The sequence below is a fragment of the uncultured Rothia sp. genome (assembly GCF_937976295.1).
In the GTDB taxonomy this organism is placed as follows: Bacteria; Actinomycetota; Actinomycetes; order Actinomycetales; family Micrococcaceae; genus Rothia.
The window spans coordinates 1-2,045 of sequence record NZ_CALJRY010000371.1 but is presented as its reverse complement, the minus strand read 5'-3'; the positions used below and the strand labels follow the sequence as shown (position 1 = coordinate 2,045).

Below are 2,045 nucleotides of genomic sequence, written 5' to 3'. Positions count from 1 at the left end.
TCGGGGACAGCAGCGGGAAGACCGGGCCGGCTGCCGCGAGCGCCAGCGCGATGGAGGTGGTCATACCGGCGTAGTTCATCACGTTTGCGACGGACATGACCAGGCAGATCATGAGGATCGGCATCTTCAGCTGGTTCCAGGTGCCACCGAGCTCTTCAAATGCTTCGCCCCAGCTGATATTGGAGGTCAGCACGGTAATCAGTGCCGCCACCAGAATTGCGGTACCGGATGCGCCCAGGGTATTCCAGGAGAATATGGCGGTCACGGTCTTACCGGCGCCGGTGACGATGGCCTCGTGAATACCGGGGATGGGGAACGCCAGGGTTGCGGCACCAAGCGGACCGGTGGTTGCGAACACGGGCTTGAGCGCGGTGGACCAGAGCAGGATGGTTGCGGAGAGGAAGATGAAGGGGCTCCACGCCTTAACGATCTCAGCGCCGGTGTGCTTGATGCTCTGCTGAGCCTGAGCTTCTTCGAGGCTGGGAGCGGTGGGCTCGCGGAAGATGTGCTTGGGCTGCCACTTCTGCATGACCAGCGCCAGAGCGACCAGTGCCAGCAGCGGCGGGATAATATCGGCCAGTTCGGGAGAGCCGAGCAGCATCAGGATAGCTACCTGGCCGCCGGAGAAGATTACACCGGTCATGAGCGCTACGAGACCGACTTCGCGGATGCCGCGCAGACCGTCCTGGATGGCGACCATCAGCACCGGCACGATTGCCACGAAAATCTGCAGTACTGGAACCATGCCTGCGGACAGGTGTGCGGTGTCCAGGCCGCCAACCTTAGCTGCGGTGGTCACGGGAATACCGATAGCGCCGTAGGCGCCGGATGCGGCGTTGGCTACCAGCGCCAGCATGGATGCCTTGAGGGGGTTGAAGCCCAGGGATACCAGCAGTGCCGCGGAGATTGCAATCGGGATGCCGAAGCCTGCCGCGCCTTCGATGAAGCCACCGAAGCAGAAGGCAATCAGGAGCACCTGGATGCGCTGGTCGTTCGAGATGGAGGAGACGGAGGAGCGCACGATGTCGAAGTTACCGGCGCGCACGGCGATGCGGTAGAGCCACACCGCCATGAGCACGATCCAACCGATGGGCCATGCGCCGGAGAGGAAGCCGGAGAGGATGGAGCCGGCACCTGCGGTGATGGGCAGGCCGAAGATGGCACAACCAATGATGAGGGTGGTGCCGAGAGTCAGCAGTGCTGACTTGAGGCCGCTGAGCTTCAGGACGGTCAGGCCCAGCAGGAAGAGGATGATGGGTACTGCTGCGACCAGTGCGGAGAGCACCGGTGAGTTCAGCGGGTCGTAGGTTTGCTGCCACATAGGGCGGGGTGTTCCTTTCGGTCTGTGCTTTAGGCGGGCGCTTCTTCCGGTACGGCGTCTGTGCTGTATGGAAGCAGTTGGGCCGCATAAAAACCGATGGGCCCGTCCTGTACGTCGTAGACGGGTCCATCGGTGAAGCATTTTGGTCATCAGCGTCCGGGCGTTGCTCGGTGGGATATTCCGAGGTGTTTAACCGGTAGGTGGCGGTTTTATTCCCGCTAACTAGGTGCTTATGACTTTATCTGTCTAAGCTAGCAGGTCTCCTTGTGGAGTTCAGGATAGGGCAACCTTAAGTGTGCACAAATGAGACATATGCGCATATTTGCACCTTGCAATTAACATTCCGCGATTCTCTCTCTTGTCTCCCCCTCCCCGGTCTTCTGCACCAGATATCCCCCTATGCCCCGCCACACGCATACCTCAAGTGAAATCCGCAGCAACGCATCAAGCCCCCTCCTACTCAAAGTAGAAGGGGGCTTGAAACAGACCGTATTGCGCCGCCTCACTCTCAACCGGAGCGGGCTACACGCATCGGGTTCTCACGCTGTTTAGGCAATAACCAGGGACAGGACGTAAACCCAAACACAGGTGATAGCCAGCAGAGCTGCACTGTACTTGATCGCCATGGAGGTAATCTTCGATTCCTCGCCGGAGCTGTTCACAGCAGCAGCTGCAATTGCGATGGACTGCGGGGAAACGATCTTCGCCATCACACCACCAGCGG

Annotated in this window: 2 protein-coding genes; both read right to left on the bottom strand. The window is 59.9% G+C overall.

Annotated features, from left to right (window positions below):
• On the bottom strand, nucleotides 1–1,321 hold a 1,321-nt coding region (locus Q0216_RS09900; RefSeq protein WP_298594976.1), incomplete at its 3' end, for an L-lactate permease.
• 548 nt (nucleotides 1,322–1,869) lie between these two features.
• Nucleotides 1,870–2,045, bottom strand: a 176-nt coding sequence (locus tag Q0216_RS09895) for an L-lactate permease (RefSeq protein ID WP_298594978.1), incomplete at its 5' end; no start/stop codon positions are given.